The organism is Beduini sp. (assembly GCF_047239305.1).
In the GTDB taxonomy this organism is placed as follows: Bacteria; Bacillota_I; Bacilli_A; order Erysipelotrichales; family Coprobacillaceae; genus Beduini.
The window spans coordinates 263,180-279,280 of the sequence record NZ_JBKTEM010000003.1 but is presented as its reverse complement, the minus strand read 5'-3'; the positions used below and the strand labels follow the sequence as shown (position 1 = coordinate 279,280).

Genomic DNA, 16,101 nt, shown 5'->3' with positions numbered 1-16,101 from the left:
AAAATATGCAAAAAAACTGAACGTATGTTCAGTTAAACTTCAATATGATGAACCTTTTTTCCTGTAAAGTCAAAGAAGCTCGCAGCAGCAAATTTAAAATCTTCAATATCTCCTGTTGTATTGATTTCTACCTGACCGACATGCTGAGTATCAATCAAATGATGTTCGCTTAAATAATAAGCTACTTCCTTAGAGACAGATTCGCTTGAAGATATATAGCAAATATCACTTAAGACTTCTTTAAACTGACTATCAATAATTGGATAATGTGTGCAGCCTAAGATCATTGAGTCAATCTTTCCCTGATAAGAAGCAACATATTCTTTTATGGTTTCTTGGATCCCCTGCTTATATTCTCCCGATTCAATTAAGGGAACCAGTTTTGGTGTAGAAAGCTCCATGACCTGCACCTGCTTATTATACAAGGCAATTGTGTCTTGGTATTTATGTGAATCGATGGTTGCTTTAGTGGCGATGACTAATACCTTTTCCATATCCTTTTTCAAAAAATTCTGCACCGTAGAATCGATAACGCCAATGATGCGCGTTTTTGGATAAGCGGCTCTTAATTCTTCCAGCACGTTAGCGGAAGTTGTATTGCACGCCAAAACGATAATTTTAATCTGATGAGCAATAAAATATTCCACCACCTTTGAAGCACATTCATATAAGGCTTCTTTACTTTTATCCCCATAAGGGCAATTCTTGTTGTCCCCAATATACATTAAATCGGTGTGAGGAAGATCTTTTATCATGGTCTGTAAAACTGTCAGTCCTCCCACTCCAGAATCAAATATCCCAATTGTGTTTTTCATGTTTATCTCCTACTTCTTTTTGCTGACATACTCTTCTAATGTCTTATAATTTTGATCATGCATCTCTTTGGCAATCTCTTTTCCCACATAACGATACGTGTAAGCATTATATTCTCTTCCTGTTTCTTCACTTTTATCTTTTGGATAACGTAAGATAAAGCCATACTGATAAGCATTCTTTTCGAGCCAAGTAAAGAATGATGCGTTTTCAAAGTCTTCCACTGCCAGATTCGTGACTTGAAAAGAAACCGTCATTCCCAATTGTTCTTCAAGATGCCCTGCCTGCTGTTCATTTTCAGCTAAGGCAGATTCATAGCTCTTATAGGCACTTAGTACGTAATAAGGTACAAAGTCCGAACTGTTTTCATAAGCATGACACATTTCTTTGAGTGCCTGATAAGCGTCTTCTCTTAAATATAAGAAATACGTATAGCGTGGTAAATCTTCGATCAAAGACAAATCATCTGGCACATAGCTGTCCACTGTTGTCTTTCCTTTTAAAACAGCGTCCAAAGCCGTCGGTTCTTCTAAAAAGAGAACTTCTTTTGCGGCAGTAGAAGCTGAAATCAGACGTTCTACCTGGTTAGGCGTATAATATTCAAACAAAGCCACCAAAATCTCTGTACAGGCATCCAAAGACTGATAGCCCAGCTTATTTAATGATTCCAAATTATCCTCTACTAAAGCTAAATAGCTGTAATCATCAATCATATAGAAAGGTTTCAGTTTCTCATAAATGGTAATATGTTTAAGATTAAAGTTCGTATTGCTGACATAGTCATTTAAAAGCTTGGCATTAATCAAAGCCGTTAAGTTTTCTCCGACTGACCAAGGTGTATCCGCTTTTAAGCGATTTACAATGGTATTCGTCTGAGTAACGACCTCTTGTAAAGTTGTATATGTACCGCTTCTTTCAACGCTGTTGTAATATTCATAGTTTTGAATTTGAAACCCTGGATAAGTTATATAACGAATAAATTCAAAGACTCCTACATTATTTTCTACCATGTAGTTCTGCTGTGCTTCATCCATATAGGTCTCAATTAATATACGACTTTCGTTGTTCATTCCGGCAACACGATAAAAACGATCATATTTATTGTTTATTCCTATGAAAGCAACTAAAAAGCATACTCCGGCAAATAAAAAAATATGATAATGTTTTAGTTTCACGGTATCACCTCGTTGTTTCCTATTATATAATAATTGGCACTTATTTACCACTATTATATGAAAAGAACCCTGTTAATAGGGTTCCTTACTGTATCTTAAGTTCATTCAATTTAATCAGTTCCAGTACTGCCTGTATTCTGGAAGTCACTCCTAATTTCTGAATGACATTGGAAATATGATTACGGACAGTTTTTTCACTGATACCGAGTTTCTTGGCAATATCTCTTGTTGTATAGTGATTGATAAGCAACTCAAAAATTTCCTTCTCACGTTTAGTAAGTATTCCTGGCATGACTTTACCCCCTTAGTACATCATATGAGTAAAATCAAAAATGGTTATCGCTTATCTAATTCTGCTTTTAAATTTTTTGCGACTTCTTTAGGCAGGATCTCTTCTAATTCTTCCAAAGAAGCTTCTTTCATCTTCTTAACACTGCCGAATTTACGCAGTAATTTCTTTTTACGGACTTCACCGATTCCATCGACCTCATCTAAGATAGAAGCAAATAAAGATTTTGCACGAACATTTTTATGGAAGCTGATCGCATAGCGATGGACCTCATCCTGCATTCGAGTCAGCAAATAAAACAGCTGGCTTTTACGATCAATCTCTACCGGTTCACCATTTTGATCCAATAATAATGCTGTGGAATGCTTGTCATCTTTACTTAAACCACTGACATAAATATCCATATTTAAACTGTCAATGACTTCTTTTGCCGCCTTAATTTGTCCTTTCCCACCATCGACGATAATCAGATCCGGCTTTCTTAAGCCATCCATCAGCACTCGGAAATATCGGCGATAGACGACTTCTTTCATACTAGCATAGTCATCGGGTCCTTCGACAGTTTTAATCTTAAATTTGCGGTAATCATTTTTAGATGGCTTCCCTTCTACAAAACAGACCATCCCGGCAACCGAATAGCTTCCTTGAATATTCGAGTTATCGAACAGTTCTATCACGGCAGGACGCTTAATCTTCAAAGCAAGTCCTAACTCATCGATGGCAGTGACATTCTTATTCTCAGCTGTTTCCATCAAAATAAATTTCTTTTCCAGCATTTCCTTAGCATTGTCACATGCCATCTTTACAAGATCCGCTTTATTTCCTCGAGTAGGCTGCAATACCTTGCATCCCAATACTTCCTCCAATAATTTAAGGTCATCCGATTTAGGCATGAGAATTTCTTTTGGCAATGTATTTTTCGCATAAAAATGAACGATGAAGCTGGATAACTCTTCTTCAATATCGCCATAGATCGGCACTAAATTAATATCACGCGCTAATAGTTTACCGTTACGCATAAAGAAAATCTGTACACTCAGATACCCTTTATCCACATGGTAGCCAATGATATCACGATCGACTTGATCGTTGAACTGAACATGCTGCTTGCTGGTGACATGCTGGATATAACGGATCAGGTCACGATATTCCTTTGCCTGTTCAAACTGCATCGCTTCGCTGGCATTCTGCATCTTTTCTTGAAGGTCACTGATAATCTCTTTAACATCCCCATTAATAAACTTTGTAATTTGTGTTGTCATTTGATTATATGTTTCTTCATCTACTTCGTTGATGCAAGGACCCAAACATTGATTCAAAGAATAGTATAAACAGGGTTTATTGGGAATATGGTTACACTTTCTCAATGGATAAAGACGATTCAGCAATTTATAAATTTCTCTGGCTGCCGTAGCATCCGGGAAAGGTCCAAAATATTTATTCTTTTTATCCTTAACATCACGAACGATCTTCAATCGCGGATGACGCTCTTTTGTCATGAGGATATAGGGATAATAGCTATTATCCATAAACATGATGTTATACTTTGGCGTATAGTCTTTGATAAGGTTGATTTCTAAAAGCAGGGCTTCTTTTTCAGAATGGGTGACAATGTAGTCAAAGTCAACAATTTCACTGACCAGCTTGGTCGTCTTATAGTTATGTGCCCCCATAAAGTAAGAAGAAACACGGTTCTTTAGTTTTTTTGCCTTTCCCACATAAATGATCGTCCCTTCACTGTCTTTCATCAGATAGCAGCCGGGTTCTAACGGGAGCAATGCTAATTTTTGTTTAATCAACGTTGTACTCATGGCTTCTCCTATTCAAAATAAACTAATGTGGCACCTAATCCACCTTCGTTAGGTCCGCCGTCACGATAGGACACAACACTCTTATTGCGATCGAGCATCTTGCGGACACCGTTTCGCAGCACACCGGTTCCCATTCCATGAATGATGCGGACATGCGGATAATTGCTGACTAATGCATCATCTAAAAATTTATCGACTAAGCGCATAGCTTCTTCATAACGCAACCCGATAATATTTAATTCATACTGACCGCCGCCTACCTTTTTAAGGGATTTTCGATTGGCTTTGATCTTTGGTTTAACGGCTTTGCCTAAATACTGCACTTCATTTTGCTGAAGCTGCATTTTCAGTCCGCCTAAAGAAATTGTGAGCTGACCGTTCTTAGCAACAGCCGTCACTTCGCCTTCACGATTGACTGAAAGGATCTTGACACGATCTCCAACAGCAAAATCATGTTTTTCATCACTAATTAATTTGACTTGCGGATCGATATGCTTCATTTCATCTAGCTGATGACGGGCATCAATCACGACATGCATTTTCACATCTTTCGCCTGTTCCTTTAAGTCATCTAAAATAAGCTGAACGTTCTCTTTAGCTTCCTCGATCAATTGATTTGCTTCTTCTTTTGCTGCTTTAAGCATCTTTTCTTTTTCTTGTTCAAGCTTAGACAGCTGCTGCTGAAGCTGTTTTTCCAGCTGCGTGTTTAAAGCAATCGATTCATTTAAATGCTCTTCTAACTGACGATTGTTTTCCAACTCCGTTTCTAAGCTTTCTAGTAAATGATCCTGTTTAGACATGCTTTCTTCTTTGATAGCACGAGCATTGGCAACGATGTGGTCATTTAATCCTAAACGGGTGGAAATTTCAAAAGCATAGGATTGTCCGATCAGTCCGGTTAATAAATGATAGGTTGGACTCATGGTATCTAAATCAAATTCAACGCTCGCAAACAATACAAAAGGTTTTTCCTGCGCATATTTTTTTAATCCGGAATAATGAGTCGATGCCACTACATGACAATGATAGCCATGCAGATAATCTAGAACCGCCTGCGCCAGACTTTCTCCTTCACGAGGGTCTGTTCCGCTTCCGATTTCATCAATCAAAATCAAAGAATGATGGGTCACCTCGTTGGTAATTTCCACAATCTTTTTCATATGTGATGAAAAAGTAGACAACGATTGTTCGATGGACTGATCATCCCCAAGATCACAGAAAATCTGATCATAAAAAGGAACGGTAGCTTCACTGGCAGGAACCGCTAATCCGGCTAAGCTCATTAAAGCTAACAATCCCACCGTTTTTAAAGTGACGGTTTTCCCACCAGTGTTGCTTCCGGTAATCAGCAGCATTTCATAAGGAGCGCTCATCTCAATATCATTGGCAATAACTTTTGCCGAATCAATTAAAGGATGACGCGCCTGTTTTAGTGATAAATGATCATAATCTTCGCTGATATGAGCAATAACAGCATCCATTGAAGCGGCATAGCTTCCTTTAGCGAACATAAAATCCAACATTTTCAAAGTTTCCTGATTCGCTAATAAAATGGAACTATTCTCTTTTACTTTTTGAGACAGTTCAAATAAGATACGTTCAATTTCCCGCTGTTCCTTGTTTTTTTCTTCAGTTAGCTGATTGTTCATTAATACAACACTCTCAGGTTCAATGTAAGAGGTATGGCTGGTAGAAGATTCTCCGTGAACAATTCCCTTTACATTGCCTTTGCTGATGGTTTTTACAGGTAAAACGAAGCGGTCATTACGCATCGTCACAATAGCTTCGCTTAAAAATTCTTTCTGACTGCTTGCCAGCTGATTCATCTTGACATGAATGGAAGACTCAATATTACGAATTTTCTTACGAATCGAATATAGAGCACTGGAAGCATGGTCATTGACTTCTCCGTCATTGCCGATACAGCGCAAAATCTCTTGCTGTAGCGGTTTGATTTCCACTAATGTCTCAACTAATTCGTCAAACAAAGGAGCTGTAATCTCATGTTCTTCATGGTACAGTAAAATGCTGTGTACGGCATCTAACGTGGCATTGATATCCATCAATTGCTGAGGATATAAAATACCGTCCATAGATGCTTTTTGACACATTAAAGAAAGATCATGCAATCCCCCTAACGGCAAACGCCCATAGCTGAATATCAAACGAATCGCTTCATCTGTCAAACGCAGCTGATAAAGCAGCTCATTTTTATCTTCATACATAGCAAGGCTATTCACTAATTCTTTTCCCAAAGAACAAGCCGTATAGCCGAGCAGCTGTTGTTTAATTTTATCAAACTCTAAAATTTCTAATATATTTTTCATAATGTTCCTATTCTACGATAATCTTATTATTGACAATATCCTTAATATCTTGCGGAATACCAGGAATATTCAATAATTCGTCGATTTGTTTTTTTGTTTCTTGATCGACTTTTACATCCTGTGCCTGTTCGATGTCACTGCGATAGCTTTCTACTAGATCATTGACATCTTGTGGTGTGACTAATCCCATATCCTGAGCGCTGGTAATCATTGTTTTTAAGGTAGACAATGAATTCTTATCCAGTTTCTCTAATGAGAACGATGAAAAGTCTAAATTTTTTGTTAGATTATAAGTATCACTTAATGCGTTCAATTGTTTGCTTGCTTCCGGAACCAAATCCAGAATATGACTGGCAATCGTGGAATTATCGATAATTTTATTTCCATCCTTAATAAACGGCATCATCATGACACATAAAGCAATAAAAGTGAAAATCAAGCCTTCAACCAAGCTTAAAGCACTTCCCAATATTCCGTCGATAAAACGGCTGAATGCCAATGTATCAATAAAACGTTTGATCGTATTGCGGAAAACAAATAAGATCACTACTTTTAAAATCATAAAAATGACTAATAAAATAATAAAAGCAATCACCTGATAAATAAGGGGATAGAATCCTTTTAATACCTCACTGATTGCTCCGCCGGATATACGAATTTGAAAAGTAAATAATAAAGAGACTGGCTTAGAAAGTATAAAGGCCAGAAAAAATGCCAAAATACTTAATATGAATGAAAAGAAACGCGTAGTAAACCCCCGAAAATATCCTACTAACATACTGATTAATAAAAAACCTATGACAATAATATCCAAAATAAATGATGGATTTAAGTTACCCATATAGATCACCTCTTAAAGTATTGTAACAAATTAAATTTATGCTGTCAAAAAGGTTGAAAAAGTGTTATAATTAGACTAGGAGGCGAATGAAATGGATCCTATTGTCATTGTCACAAATGAGACTGCTTTAGAAAAAATGAAGAAATTCTATGATAGCCAAATGATAGATAGTAATGAGTCAAACATTATTTTTTCTGCCAAAACAGTTGGATGTCATATCGTCTGTTATGAAAACCTTCAGGTTGAATTTGCAGGAAACAATGCTTTGATCGAAGCAAGCCGTTGGGAAAAGATTGATCATCCTAACAAAGATACGGATCAGGAAGGATTATTCTTGCAAAGTCATATCGGTGCGGCGGAAGTTGGTTCCGGAGATTATTTTGGACCAATGTGTATTGTAGCCTGTTACGTCGATGAACGTGATATCGATTGGTTGAAATCGATCGATATACACCATCCGCAGTCCTTAACCGATCAGGAAATTGTTGCGAAAGCCAAAGCAATTAAAGACCGTATGATTTACAGTCTTTTACTTTTGGATAATGCGCATTACAATAATGCGATCAGTCACGGAACGAATCAAGCAACATTAAAGGCGCAGCTTCATAATCAAGCGATTACAAATGTGATGCAAAAGCTTCAACAACCCATTGAAACAAAAGTCATCGAGCAGTTTGTTTCAAGCAAGACTTATTTCAATTATTTAAAAAATGAAGTCGTCGTTGTTAAAGATTTAATCTTTGAGGAAAATGCTCAGCTCAAATATCTAGCAGTTGGCTGCTCGTATATTTTGGCAAAGTATGCATATCTGCAGTACTATACGAACATGTGCAAGAGTTTAAAAATTAAACTTCCAAGAGGAACCGGTGCCAATGTGGACGTCATTGGTGCACAAATCATTAAAAATTATGGGGAAAGAATGCTCGTCAAAGTCGGTAAATTACATCTTACCAACACTAAAAGAATGAAAGAGCTAGTAAACAAGGAATAGCCAATGGCTATTCCTTTATAATTATATCGAAAGTCGGCATCTTTGTATATTTCACTCCGGCAGCATCAAGCATACGTTTTGCGGCGAGATCACTGCTTGTACCTAAATACTTTTCATCTTCATAAATAATTTCTTTGATTCCGCTTTGAATGATCGCTTTCGTACATTCATGACATGGGAATAAAGACACATAGATCTTACAATTTTTCAAATTTTGTGTACTGTTTAAGATTGCATTTAATTCCGCATGAACAACATAAGGATATTTGGTCTTCTCTAAATCTCCGTCACGTGCTTCCCAAGGGAATTCATCATCCTCACACCCCCAAGGCAGTCCATTATAGCCAACCCCGACAATCTTTTTATCTGTATTGACAATGCAGGCTCCTACTTGTGTATTGGGATCTTTTGAACGGAACGCCGAAAGTTTAGCAACTCCCATGAAATATTCATCCCAGCTAATTACTTTGCTCATCTTCCTCACCTCTTATTCTAGTTATATCACAACTTAATGATTATGCAAGAAAAAAACTAAGAAATGACTAATCTCGATTTCTTAGTTCTTTTAATTTTTCTTCAAATTCTTTTGGCAGCTCCGCTTCAAAGGTCATTACTTCATTCGTTGTCGGATGAACAAAACCTAAAGTTTTCGCGTGCAGGTACTGCCCAAACGAATGATCATCACGGCGATAGCCATATTTAGGATCCCCATAGACAGGGTGATCAATAAATGCCATATGCACCCTGATCTGATGTGTACGTCCGGTTTCCAAACGGCATTCGATCAGCGTTAAATCATCCTTTTCAAAACGTTCAAGCACTTTAAAGTTTGTACGTGCCTGTTTTGAGTTATGATCGGTTACCGTCATTTTCTGACGGTCTTTTGTATCACGTCCGATCGGTGCATCAATCGTACCGAACTCATGAGCGATATTTCCATGAACCAAGGCAATATAGCTTCTTTCCACACTATGCTCACGAAGCTGATCACTTAAATGATGATGAGCCTTATCATTTTTTGCGACCATCAGCAGACCGCTGGTTTCCTTATCAATACGATGAACGATTCCGGGACGAATAATCCCATTGATTCCAGATAAATCCTGACAATGATACAGCAAAGCATTGACTAACGTTCCGCTATTAATCCCCACTGAAGGATGAACGATCATTCCGTTAGGCTTATTCACAACGATCACATCCGCATCTTCATAAACCACGTCCAAAGGAATATCCTCCGGCAAAATTTCCATTTCTTTATCTTCCGGCAATTCGATTTCAATTAAATCTTCATTTTGTACTTTATAGCTGTTTTTTTCCGTTTTCCCATTTATCAGCACTAATCCATCATTGATAAACTGCTGAATACGGGTACGGGTCAGATCCGGCAGCATCTTAGCTAAATATTTATCCAAGCGGCTTCCGATATCTGCAGCTTCTACGATTTTCTCGATTGTCTCCATTGTTTTAACTCCTCTTCAAAAGTATCTAATATAATTAAAAATACCCCTAATACGATACATATATCTGCAATATTAAAAATAGGGAAATCATAGCCAAAGATAATCAGATCGACAAAGTCACGAACGAATCCCAACATAATACGATCCAAACAATTCCCAATCGCTCCGGCTATGACTAATGCAAAACCAAAACGGGCAAATTTATCTTCCGGTTTCGTTTTAAAGAAAAAGTATCCCAAGGCGCCTACCGCAACGACTGCCGCAATCACAAAGATCCACGTATGTCCTTCAAATAAAGACCATGCTCCTCCATAGTTTGTCATGTATGTAAAATAGAAAAAACGATCAATTACTTTTACTCCGGTACCCCCAAAAGGCAGTACGGATTGGGCAATGATCTTTGTGATCTGATCTAAAACGATCATCACCACAATAAAAATCGGGTATATCACTAGTTCTGTTTTTTTGAATTTACTCATTTTTATCACCTTATAACATTATACAAGTTTTGAGCGATAATGCAAATACTTAAAGAAAAAGCTGTGATTCTTTCGTTTTAAAGCCCTTATATTTTAAAAAAAGAGGATATGCTCTCATATCCTCCCTATTTTATCCATTGACAACGTCAAAGCAGCGTTCACACAATTCTTCATCATGCATTTCATCTTCGTCAAATACTGCCCAGCAGCGTGCACAAGTATGACCATTGAATTTTTCTACTTTGATATAGCTTGTCTCAAATTCTTCCAAACCATCTGTTTCATCTGTCAATTCACATTTTGAAACGATGAACATCAGTTTCAGTGTTTCTTTTAACTTTTCAACATCAGCAAACTCTTTCTTTAATGAAAGCGTTACTTTTGCTTCCAGTGATTTTCCAATTACTTTATCATTACGCTTCACTTCCAATGCTTTCAGAACATCTTTTCTTACTTCCATGAATTGACTCATTAAATGATTTGCTTCTTCTAAATGCGGTAAAGCAAGCACCTCCGGCATTTTTTCCATACAGATTGACACTGCTTTTTCTTCACCGAAATCAAAGTAATCATGTAATTCTTCGGTAGTAAATACTAGGATAGGCGCATATAAACGAGTTAATGCTTTTAAATTATAGTAAAGAACGGTTTGTACCTGACGACGTCTTTTATTGTCTTCTTTTTCAATGTATAGGATATCTTTAGTAAAATCTCCATAGAAAGCACTTAATACATTGATCATATAGTTAGACATCAGCTGATTGGCTTCTGAGAAGTCATATCGGTCATACGCATCCATTGTTTGTCTAATAACATCATTTAACTGCCCTAATACATATTCATCGACTAATTCAAGGTCATCTAAGCCAACTAAGTCTTTAACCTTAAAGCCGTTTAGATTTCCTAATAAGAAACGCAGTGTATTTCTGATCTTACGATAGCCTTCGGCAATCTGTTTCATGATCTCATCACTGATGCGAACATCTGATTGATAAGCTACAGAAGTTGCCCATAGACGTACAACATCAGCTCCGTATTGGTTCACTAATTTGATAGGATCAACTACATTTCCTAATGATTTAGACATTTTATTGCCTTTTCCATCTAATACAAATCCATGGGATAAGACAGATTTATAAGGTGCCTTTCCATAAACTGCAGTACCGATGATCAGTGAAGAGTTGAACCATCCACGGTACTGGTCGCTTCCTTCAAAGTAAAGCTCCATTGGGTAATACCCTAATCTTTCTTTCATACATCCGGTGTGACTTGATCCTGAATCGAACCAAACATCCATGATATCTGTTTCTTTTTTAAAGATCCCATTTGGTGAATGCACATTTGTATAGCCTTCTGGCAGCAAGCTTGCTTCATCTTTTTCAAACCAGATATTTGATCCATATTCTCTGAATAAATCAGAGATATGCTTAAAGACCGCTTCATCCATCACCGGTGTTCCGTCTTCACAATAGAAGATTGGGATTGGGACACCCCAAGAACGCTGACGTGAGATACACCAGTCCCCACGATCCTTAATCATATTATAAATACGGATATGTCCCCATGGATTTAGCCATTTTGTATTATCGATTTCGCTTAGCAATTTGTCCCTGATCTTATCAATTGAGCAGAACCATTGTGCTGTCGCTCTAAAGATCACTGGTTTTTTAGTACGCCAGTCATGAGGATAAGAGTGGGTAATGAACTCTAAATGCAGCAGATGTCCTAATTCTTCCAGTTTTAATCCTACTGTTTTATTGGCTGCATCAACGTGTTGACCAGCTAGGAATTCTCCTGCTTCTGCCATCATCTTTCCTTTGTCATCAACCGGACACAATACCGGCAGATGGTAAAGATTTCCGACATTAAAGTCATCTACCCCATGTCCGGGAGCTGTATGAACACATCCGGTTCCCGCTTCATCAGTAACATGATCCCCTAAGATCACTAAAGTTTCTCTTTCATAATAAGGATCGATCTCCTTAAATGGATGCACACAGGTAATATTCTCTAATTCCTGTCCTTTGAAAGTTTTTAAAATATCATGTTTTTCAAGACCAAACTTCTCACAAAGTTCTTCTACCTTGCTTTCCAGCATGATCAGTTTTCCTTTTTCTGTATCTACCACTGCATAAACTAAATTAGCATTTAGGCAGATTCCGGTATTTGCCGGGATAGTCCAAGGAGTGGTTGTCCAGATGACGAATTTTTCATCACCTTCTAAAACACCTTTCCCATCTAGAACATCAAAAGTAACAAAAATCGTTGGTGATTTTACATCATAGTATTCGATTTCTGCTTCAGCCAAAGCTGATTCAGAAGAATATGACCAATATACCGGTTTCTTTCCTTTATAGATCAATCCATCCATCGCCATCTTTGCAAATACTTCAATTTGATTAGCTTCAAAACTTTTATGCAACGTTAAATAGGGGTGATCATAATCTGCCATCGTTCCCATACGCACTAACTGTTCTTTTTGTTTGTTGACTTGTTCTAAAGCGTATTCTTCGCATTTCTTACGGAATTCGCTGACACTCATCGTTTTACGGTTAACGCCTAATTTTTGAATGGCACTTTCGATTGGCAGTCCATGTGTATCCCATCCTGGGATATAAGGTACATAATACCCTTCCATCTGTTTTGTTCTGACGATCACATCTTTGATTACTTTATTAAGCATATGCCCCATATGCATATTTCCGTTTGCATAGGGAGGTCCGTCATGAAAAGCAAACGGCTTATTTTCTTTAGTGGCTTCATCCACTAATTGATACAGTCCCATTTCTTTCCATCTTTCAACAAACTTAGGTTCTTTCTTATTTAAGTTTCCACGCATTTCAAAATCTGTTTTCGGCATCAGTAATGTGTCTTTATAGTTCATCTTTTTTCCCTCCTAATAAAAAAAGACGTCCTGTCAAAGGACGTCATAAATAACGCGGTACCACCTTCGTTCATGCTTGCGCATGCCCTTAGCATCTTAACGCGATGAACGGCTAACCTTACTTATCTTTCAGGCAGCAACTCCAGAGTGATTCTGCAAAATGCCATTGTCAGTTCTCACCAGCCACTGACTCTCTTAAATGGGGTTCTTTTGCGCTGTCTCTTTCTTTGTTGTTTATTCTTCACTGCTTTGGTTTTCTGATTCCTTGATCAGATAGAATATCTCTGACTGATCAATTGTATCCAATAGATCTTTTGACATCTTTTCAACATTCGCTCGAAAAGCAATCGCCTGATCCTTGTAACCTTCTACTTCGCTGTTCAGGGTACGAACATAATCCAATGATTCTTTTAAGATCATATTGGCATTTCGCTTTGCCTTTTCGATCAAATCGCTTGCTTCTTTCAAAGCCAGTCGGGCAATTTCCTCATTGGTTTTTTCTGTGATATTGACACGATGCAAAAGCAGCTCGTTTTGTTTAACAAGTGCCTCTTTTGCTTGTTTAAGCGTTTCGATTTCACTGTCTTTAAGTTGTATGATCTCATCATTCTTTTTTACATATTCATTGACCATATGCTTATTATAACCACGAAACTGTTTCTTAAACTCCATACCACTCATCCCCTTACTTATAAAAATATCCTTCAACGACATGATTTCCCTGCTTTGTTAAACGCATCGAATCGACTAATTTAACACGTCCATGGCGCTTAAAAGATATGACATCATTATTATTACACAAAAAATTGTTTTCGACAACCTCTTTATGATTAACTTTTACAAAACCAGCCTGAATATACCGATTTACTTCATTTCTTGATAAACGGTAAAAGGCAGCTAATAATACATCTAAACGAAACGAACGAACAAAGAATGTTTTTATTTGATAGTCAATCTGACTGGTGATAGTCTGATCGGTTTCCTTTAAACGAACCTTGGCTCGCCCGGCACTTTTAAAATCCATCTCCAACAATCGTGAAACTTGTTTATCACAAGCAAAGTAGATGCCATCATGAATCACAATATCGCCAAACAATTCTCTTTTGATCCCCAATGCCATCAATGCCCCTAAAATATCAGAATGCTTTAATGTTTCAAATTTGCTTGGATAGAGCACTTCAAACACACAGATTTCATAATCTTCTAAATTCAAAGAAAAATAGCTGGGAGCAATCAGACAGCGCTGCATTTCCGCGTTTTCAATTCCTCCATAAAATTCCGCTTTTAAATCATGATTTCTGCCAATCAGAGCTTTCACGATCGATTGATGATAAGGACTCAGAAAGCCACTGAGATAAAAAGTCTGCTGAACACTGACATGATCGATAATCGACAGCATCCTTTTCACAAATTCCTCTTCGCCTTTAAAATGTACAATAAGATTATCCATATCCACAATAAAAAGAAGCTAAACGCTTCTTATATTATCCTTCCATGACGTCATCACTGTCATCCATTGTGATGCTTCCGTCTACGGCAATATTACGAGGTGTACACAAGAAAATCTTAGGCCCGATCTGTTGTATATCCCCATCAATCGCAAAAATAACACCACTCAAGAAATCAACAACACGCTTTGATTGTTCTTTTTGTAAACGATGTAAATTTACGACCGCTGCTTTCTTTTGTTTTAAGAAACTTGCTATATCCTGTGTTTCACTATATGCTCTAGGTTCAAAAAGTACTAATTGACTATCTTTACTCACGCCAAATTTTTTCACTGCATCCGTAGTGCGTGCTGAGTGAGGCTTTTCAAACATACTTGTTTTTGGGTCAACATCTACTTCTTCAACGTAGGGTTCTTCGTATTCGTCATCTTCTTCTGGCGCAAAAATCCAGTCTTTTAATTTGCCCATAATACTTCCTCCTATAAAATCATTTATAGTATAGCATATTTTAAATTAAATACCAAGAAAGTCAGCAAAAAATATTGACTAATATCACATCTTTTCCGATCGATACAATGTTTTCAATCGGTATCACAATAACGTTTGGTTCTTTCAAAAATTTAAGATAATTGATGATCGATCTTTGTTCGACAATGATCGCGCAAATCTTCGCTAACTGAGGATCAATATCCACATCACAGACATAACCGATGCGGCATCCGTTTTCTACATTAATGACATCTTTGCATTGCAATTCTAACAGTCTCATGCTATCCCCCCAATATTAATATATTAGGACATGAGCTCTTTTAATCTAAAAATCACATTTTTTTCTAATCTTGATACCTGTGCCTGAGATACTTTCAAGCTTTCTGCAATCTCATTTTGGGTTTTATCTAAGAAATAACGTTCATTGATGATCCAGCGTTCTTTATCATCTAACTTCTTAATCGCATCTTTTAATGCCATTTTATTGAGGACATCCCCCATATCTTTAGTCTTATCAAACAGCTGATCAATCAAATTCAGATTATCGTTTTCCATTCCTTTAGGCTGTTCAAATATGGATTGCACACACTGCAAAGAAGACATTGCTTCATTGATTTCTTTTTCACTAAGTCCCGTTAGTGCCATCAGTTCTTCATCGTTTGGCTCTTTCGCATATGCATTTATGTACTCCTCTTTTTTATTCATAATCAAATAGGCATGATCACGAATCGTACGAGAAATTTTAATCGGTGAAAAATCACGTAAATAACGTTTAATTTCGCCTATAATTAAAGGGACTGCATAGGTTGAAAACTGAACATCCAATTCCAAATTAAAGTTATCAATCGCTTTAATCAGACCTACTACACCAATTTGAAACAGATCGTCCATATTGTCCGTTCTTCGTGAGTAGCGAGATACCATGGAAAGAACTAATTTTAAGTTTCCTAGTATCATTTCATCACGTAAATGAAGATCGTTTGTATCACGATATCGTCTTAATAAATCTTTCATCTCTGCATTCTTTAATACCGTTAAATGACTTGTATCAATGCCTGAAATGTCTACTTTATATTTCGACATCCTTTTGC

Annotated in this window: 16 protein-coding genes and 1 other annotated feature; of the genes, 1 reads left to right on the top strand and 15 read right to left on the bottom strand. The window is 37.2% G+C overall.

The genetic code is table 11. The features are described from left to right. Positions 1–32 precede the first annotated feature (32 nt). From murI to ACLRVU_RS07640, 6 genes are all read right to left on the bottom strand, one after another. Positions 33–815: a glutamate racemase gene (gene murI, locus ACLRVU_RS07665; RefSeq protein ID WP_147553477.1), complete on the bottom strand. Its 783-nt coding sequence runs from the start codon at positions 813–815 to the stop codon at positions 33–35. A 9-nt stretch (positions 816–824) separates the two neighbouring features. After that, positions 825–1,988: a M15 family metallopeptidase gene (locus tag ACLRVU_RS07660; RefSeq protein WP_147553478.1), complete on the bottom strand. Its 1,164-nt coding sequence runs from the start codon at positions 1,986–1,988 to the stop codon at positions 825–827. An 85-nt stretch (positions 1,989–2,073) separates the two neighbouring features. Next, a complete protein-coding gene (locus ACLRVU_RS07655; RefSeq protein WP_147553479.1) occupies positions 2,074–2,280 on the bottom strand; it encodes a helix-turn-helix domain-containing protein in 207 nt (68 codons plus the stop codon). A gap of 44 nt (positions 2,281–2,324) precedes the next feature. After that, positions 2,325–4,088: an excinuclease ABC subunit UvrC gene (gene uvrC / locus ACLRVU_RS07650; protein ID WP_147553480.1), complete on the bottom strand. Its 1,764-nt coding sequence runs from the start codon at positions 4,086–4,088 to the stop codon at positions 2,325–2,327. A gap of 8 nt (positions 4,089–4,096) precedes the next feature. Continuing rightward, positions 4,097–6,415, bottom strand: a complete 2,319-nt coding sequence (locus ACLRVU_RS07645) for an endonuclease MutS2 (protein ID WP_147553481.1) — start codon at positions 6,413–6,415, stop codon at positions 4,097–4,099. A 7-nt stretch (positions 6,416–6,422) separates the two neighbouring features. Further along, positions 6,423–7,256: a CvpA family protein gene (locus tag ACLRVU_RS07640; RefSeq protein WP_412891418.1), complete on the bottom strand. Its 834-nt coding sequence runs from the start codon at positions 7,254–7,256 to the stop codon at positions 6,423–6,425. Between the two features lie 91 nt (positions 7,257–7,347). Between ACLRVU_RS07640 and rnhC the strand changes: the two genes are divergently transcribed. Then, a complete protein-coding gene (rnhC, locus tag ACLRVU_RS07635; RefSeq protein WP_147553483.1) occupies positions 7,348–8,247 on the top strand; it encodes a ribonuclease HIII in 900 nt (299 codons plus the stop codon). Positions 8,248–8,254: 7 nt separating this feature from the next. Here the strand turns inward: rnhC and ACLRVU_RS07630 are convergent, their stop codons facing one another. The 9 genes from ACLRVU_RS07630 to ACLRVU_RS07590 form a co-directional block, all read right to left on the bottom strand. Further along, on the bottom strand, positions 8,255–8,722 hold the full coding sequence (locus ACLRVU_RS07630; RefSeq protein ID WP_147553484.1) for a dCMP deaminase family protein: 468 nt from the start codon (positions 8,720–8,722) through the stop codon (positions 8,255–8,257). Between the two features lie 67 nt (positions 8,723–8,789). Further along, positions 8,790–9,710 carry an RluA family pseudouridine synthase gene (locus tag ACLRVU_RS07625; RefSeq protein ID WP_412891417.1) on the bottom strand — a complete coding sequence of 307 codons (921 nt, stop codon included), beginning with the start codon at positions 9,708–9,710 and terminating at the stop codon, positions 8,790–8,792. Continuing rightward, positions 9,686–10,189: a signal peptidase II gene (lspA, locus tag ACLRVU_RS07620; protein WP_147553486.1), complete on the bottom strand. Its 504-nt coding sequence runs from the start codon at positions 10,187–10,189 to the stop codon at positions 9,686–9,688. Before lspA ends, ACLRVU_RS07625 begins: the two co-directional genes overlap by 25 nt. A gap of 130 nt (positions 10,190–10,319) precedes the next feature. Next, on the bottom strand, positions 10,320–13,073 hold the full coding sequence (gene ileS, locus ACLRVU_RS07615; RefSeq protein WP_412891416.1) for an isoleucine--tRNA ligase: 2,754 nt from the start codon (positions 13,071–13,073) through the stop codon (positions 10,320–10,322). A gap of 33 nt (positions 13,074–13,106) precedes the next feature. After that, positions 13,107–13,310: a binding site (T-box leader), on the bottom strand. After that, positions 13,308–13,745 carry a DivIVA domain-containing protein gene (locus ACLRVU_RS07610; RefSeq protein ID WP_412891415.1) on the bottom strand — a complete coding sequence of 146 codons (438 nt, stop codon included), beginning with the start codon at positions 13,743–13,745 and terminating at the stop codon, positions 13,308–13,310. Its footprint overlaps the feature before it by 3 nt. Positions 13,746–13,758: 13 nt before the next feature. Beyond that, positions 13,759–14,472 (bottom strand): RNA-binding protein, encoded by a 714-nt coding sequence (locus ACLRVU_RS07605; RefSeq protein ID WP_412891502.1) that lies wholly within the window; start codon positions 14,470–14,472, stop codon positions 13,759–13,761. Positions 14,473–14,557: 85 nt separating this feature from the next. Further along, the gene (locus ACLRVU_RS07600; RefSeq protein ID WP_147553489.1) at positions 14,558–14,989 is read right to left on the bottom strand and encodes a cell division protein SepF; all 432 of its coding nucleotides are present in this window, start codon (positions 14,987–14,989) and stop codon (positions 14,558–14,560) included. Between the two features lie 61 nt (positions 14,990–15,050). Next, on the bottom strand, positions 15,051–15,290 hold the full coding sequence (locus tag ACLRVU_RS07595) for a YlmC/YmxH family sporulation protein (protein WP_147553490.1): 240 nt from the start codon (positions 15,288–15,290) through the stop codon (positions 15,051–15,053). A 23-nt stretch (positions 15,291–15,313) separates the two neighbouring features. Then, on the bottom strand, positions 15,314–16,093 hold the full coding sequence (locus tag ACLRVU_RS07590; protein WP_147553491.1) for a sigma-70 family RNA polymerase sigma factor: 780 nt from the start codon (positions 16,091–16,093) through the stop codon (positions 15,314–15,316). Positions 16,094–16,101: the final 8 nt, after the last annotated feature.